The sequence below is a fragment of the Dehalobacter sp. genome (assembly GCA_023667845.1).
Taxonomy (GTDB): domain Bacteria; phylum Bacillota; class Desulfitobacteriia; order Desulfitobacteriales; family Syntrophobotulaceae; genus Dehalobacter.
Genome location: JAMPIU010000108.1, coordinates 1 through 4,433, shown reverse-complemented (window position 1 = coordinate 4,433; position 4,433 = coordinate 1). Strand labels below are relative to the sequence as shown.

The following is a 4,433-nucleotide window of genomic DNA, read 5'->3' as shown; positions in this document are numbered from 1 at the left end:
GCTCCAAGAACAGGCAACCACTCAATCTGGCCAGACCAAAGCTCCCACAGCATAGGGACTGAGAACACCATCAGCCACCATCGTCCGGACAGTTGATTCTTGGCCCAGATGGCTGAGAGCAGCGTTATAAAGCTTAATAAAACCCAGGAGGTAGGCCAGGGAACCCTACCGATGGGTACTGTAATTAAATGGACCCATGCCGGAACCGTCTGGATTTCATTAGTAAAAAATACCTCATAGGCATCATAACCACCCATTAAAAAGAAGCATGCCACACTAATGCCAGTAGCAGACCCAAGTGCAATGGGAGAAATCACAGACTTCTCTAGCCGATTAGTAGATTTTTCTCCTGTGGTTCGATGAAACAGTGCCAATTCGTTGTCTCTGATACAGCTTAAATACCATAAGCTTGGGCAAATAATAACGCACCGATGATGTAATGAAATATCGAAATTCCAAGCAATATTCCGTTAAGAATAAATGGCCACCTTTTGATTGCGATTCCAGTTAAGATAATTAATGGGATGAAGAAGTCCAGAGTATATCTTGGGCCGAATTGGAAAACACCCGGACCCATGAGTAGCAAGATGGGGATATTTCCAATGATAATCGAGATGAAGTGAATCCAGGTGTTTATTGATCTCCGCTCAATCCAAAGCGTGATTAGTGCACCGAAAAACAAGGGGCTGAGCAAAAATAAGCTGCCTCCAAGAGGGGTAATGTAGAGCTTGGTGAAATCAATAGGGTAAAGAAGATATGTATAGAAGATGTTACCCGGTATATAGTGTATGTTAAATTGACCGTATTTGGCGCTGACACTTTTAAAAGATTCACCCATCAGGTGATAGCTGATTCCATTTTCCAGAGGATCACCGAAACGAACAAAATTGTATAGAAGAAACACAGAGATTGCCACAAGCACTGGTATGGAGCCATGAATGCAATAACCGATTAAAGACTTTTTGCTCTCATGCCAGTGTTGTCTAAGTAAATACCAGGCTAAGAATATCAACGAAGCCGCCGCTGTCGGCCTGGACAGAAGCACGGCGCCAGCGGCCACCCCACTCCAAAAAAAGGCCCGCTTGCCATGAAGGGACACCCCGGCTAGATAGGCAAGAAATACCAGCATCAGGCTTATTAACTGTAAGAGAAACCACACATTTCCGACCGCTGGCAGGGTTGTAAAGGGAGTTCCCAAAGTAAAAAAGCAAACCAGCAGGCCGCGAAACCGTGGGGATAACTCTAGCACACGGTTCTTGTTTAGCAACCTCAACAGAACAGCAAATAAGCCAACATCCACCGCTCCGAAGAAGATGGATTGAATGACATCACTGACTTGCGGCCCAAATATTGCCACAAGTGGCATAGCCAGAACCGCAGGTACTGGTCCCCAGTACAAATAATACTGACCATTGAACAAGGAGAGATCCAGAGTTTCATTTGGCAGCAGTCGGAGATAAGGCTGCCCATGTAGGAAAGCGTCGGCAAGGTAATTGTAATAAGGATATTGCGACAAACGCCAGGGAGAGCCTCCGGTGGCGGATATCCCGAGGAAGATTGCTGCAGCCAGACTCACCGCTTTTACTGGACTCTCCCAGGTGAGCAACAAACGGTGGAGATATTTTTGTAAAATCTGATGGATATGAGGAAGATCTTTGGTTATTGTAGCCATGATACCTGGTTCAAATCCATTCTTATATACAGACTAGTTTGTGAGTAAGAATCCAAAAGATTAGTAAAGATTACGCCTGTGGTAGCACCAAACCACAATCAGGTCTCGAATCTAAAAAACTCTTGCAAATGCAATGGAACCGATAAGAAAATGAAAAATGGAAATTAATAGGAGCAAACAATTCATTGCGAACGGAATATTTTTTATACCCTTCGCAGTTAGTAGAAAGAGGGGAATAAAAAAATCTATGGCATACCGGGAGCCATAGTGAGTAACTCCTGGCCCCATAAGTAGGAGCATAGGTATATTACCAATCAAAATCGACAGAAGTAAAACCCAAGTATTTACATCACGGCGTTCCAACCAAAGCGTAAAGAATGACGCGAAAAAGAGCGGGCTGAGTAAAAAGAGGCTACCCCCGTATGGATGAATTGTAAGATCCGCAAAATCGATAGGGTAGAAAAAATAGTTATAGAAAAGATTAGTTGGTACGTACTGTAGGCTGAACTGACCATGCTTGGCACTTAGCACTTGGAACGCGGGTCCCATTAAGTGGTAACTCAGTCCATTTTCAAAGGGATTACCAAACCGGAAATAATTATATATAAGGATTAGACCTACACCTGCGGCTACTGGACTTAATCCCGCTACGCAATAACCCATCAAAACCTTTCTTTCAATTTTCCAAAATCTATGCAACAAATTCCAGGCCAAAAAAATGAATGATGGAGCCGCAGTTGGACGAGAAAGCAGTAGTGCAGCAGCCGCCATACCACTCCAAAAAAAGGCTTTCCGACCATGTAAAGAAAATCCGGCAATGAAACCCAGTAAAACGAACATTAGAGATACAAGCTGCAGCAGAAACCATACCGTTCCTACTGCTGGAAGAGGGGTAAATGGTGTCCCGAGCGAAAAGAATATTGTGAGAAGAACTCTTTGTGCTCGAGTAAGTTGTAATATTTCCTTCTCACTCAAAAGTCGCAAGAAAACTGAGAATAAACCCACATTGAATGCGCCATACAAAATGGACTGCAGAACATCGCTTACCTGAGGCCCGAACAGAAAAACCAACGGCAACGCCAGTAAAGCAGGAGCAGGGCCCCAGTAAAGATAATATCTTCCATTAAAAAACGAAAGATCGAGTGTAGTTTCAGGAATTAAACGCAAATATAACTGATTGTGAAGAAAAGCATCAGCCAGAAAATTGAAATATGGATACTGTGAAAGCCCATATGGCTGGCGCCCGGTGTAATAGATACTGCCAAAGATTACCGCTGAGATCATTGCTGCCGGAATCGGACGGTCCCAGACCAATAATGATTGGTTCAATATAGCTAGACTTCTCCGAATTAGATTTGAGGATGAATGAATGATGGTGGTCATGAAAAACTTTTAGGTAAGTCACCGCGATCAGCCTTGCAATGGGGAAATAATCTCATCCTTTTAATGGTATTGTGTTCATAGTATGGTCATCGTCATTAGATTAGAAAACCATACCAGGTACAACAAATAACAAAGCACCAGATGGCAGCCACAATCCCGCGAAAAAGGGTAACAATTTCGGATGTCGGCCAGGCAGCCATATCAATATCGCTGCAATCAAGCCCATTCCAAAACGCAATATTGCAAGCGGATCCTCCCAAGTCGGAGTTGGCAGAACAGAGATTAGCGCCACTTGAGATAAAAGAAAGAAAAGAGCTTTATCGTTCTCGGCTGCTGGAGAAATCCGGATGAAATCAATGATCGCTAATAAGCCAGCCAACAATGCCGGCAAAATTACCCATAAGAATAGAATAATAATGCTTACCGGATCCTCAATGAACCGCAATCCTGAGAGAGGAAAAAGGCTTAGCCTGCTCTTCTCAATCTGCTCAGAAGAAGTTCCAAAAATTACAAATAAGGCCAAATACCAGAGAAGATATGGCAGGATTCCGGAAAATATAAGCGCGAGACCATGGCGGTATCGTTTTCTAATAAATTCCCACAGTGCAAATGCCGCCGGGAACAATAGACCTACCTCCTTTGTTAACCCCGACAATGCAAAAAGTATATAAGCCAAATATGATCGTTTCTTTTCGTAAGCCACCCAACCAGACAATCCAAATGCATATGCTAGTGGCTCATTCAGATCCATTCTTATCGAGAGCAAAAAGCCTATCGACAAAATAAAAACCAATGACAACCAACTGGAGGATAACCTTCTATACGAAATAAGCGTTGCCAGAGATGCACTAACGATAAGAGAAGCAATAATATTCACGCCTATCATAACCCAGGGAATAAAACCAATATTTCCAAAGCTAAGAAGTTTTACGAGCAAAGGATACACGATTCTCTGATAACGGAATCCCGGTTGATCTAAATCCTCTACAGAGCCCCACGGATGCGCAGATATTGCATAAGCGAAACGGCCATCATATCCTACACCCCATGTTTGACCATCTGGTAGGTCTTCGGGTGTTTTCAAAATGAAGGCTTGCGGATTCCACCCATGACTTGACAATACCAAAGCAACAAAACCGATGAGGATAGCAAAGGTCAAAATACCAATCCACGTAGCAGAATTTATGGGTAACAGGTTACCAGTTTTTTTCGCCCCGATGATCATTTACCAGCCTCCCATAATAGGAAATCGTGCTTAGACATAAACCATGAAAAGTGCGCCAATCAAGTAATGGAACACAGAAATAATCAACATCAGAACGATTATCGCCGGAGACCATCTTTTGATTCCGATTGCTGTAAGCATCAACAATGGTAA

4 protein-coding genes are annotated in these 4,433 nt (G+C 43.2%); all 4 read right to left on the bottom strand.

Going from position 1 to position 4,433, the window contains the following annotated elements; all coding sequences use genetic code 11:
• On the bottom strand, positions 1-374 hold a 374-nt coding region (locus NC238_07725), incomplete at its 3' end, for a hypothetical protein (protein MCM1565827.1).
• A gap of 20 nt (positions 375-394) precedes the next feature.
• Positions 395-1,672, bottom strand: coding sequence for a hypothetical protein (locus tag NC238_07720; GenBank protein ID MCM1565826.1), 1,278 nt, complete (start codon positions 1,670-1,672; stop codon positions 395-397).
• Between the two features lie 111 nt (positions 1,673-1,783).
• Positions 1,784-3,001 carry a hypothetical protein gene (locus NC238_07715; GenBank protein ID MCM1565825.1) on the bottom strand — a complete coding sequence of 406 codons (1,218 nt, stop codon included), beginning with the start codon at positions 2,999-3,001 and terminating at the stop codon, positions 1,784-1,786.
• Between the two features lie 154 nt (positions 3,002-3,155).
• On the bottom strand, positions 3,156-4,280 hold the full coding sequence (locus NC238_07710; GenBank protein ID MCM1565824.1) for a hypothetical protein: 1,125 nt from the start codon (positions 4,278-4,280) through the stop codon (positions 3,156-3,158).
• Positions 4,281-4,433 lie beyond the last annotated feature (153 nt).

Coding starts and splice junctions, on each gene's coding strand:
- NC238_07720 (MCM1565826.1), bottom strand. CDS start 1,672: ATGGCTACAATAACCAAAGATCTTCCTCATATCCATCAGATTTTACAA.
- NC238_07710 (MCM1565824.1), bottom strand. CDS start 4,280: ATGATCATCGGGGCGAAAAAAACTGGTAACCTGTTACCCATAAATTCT.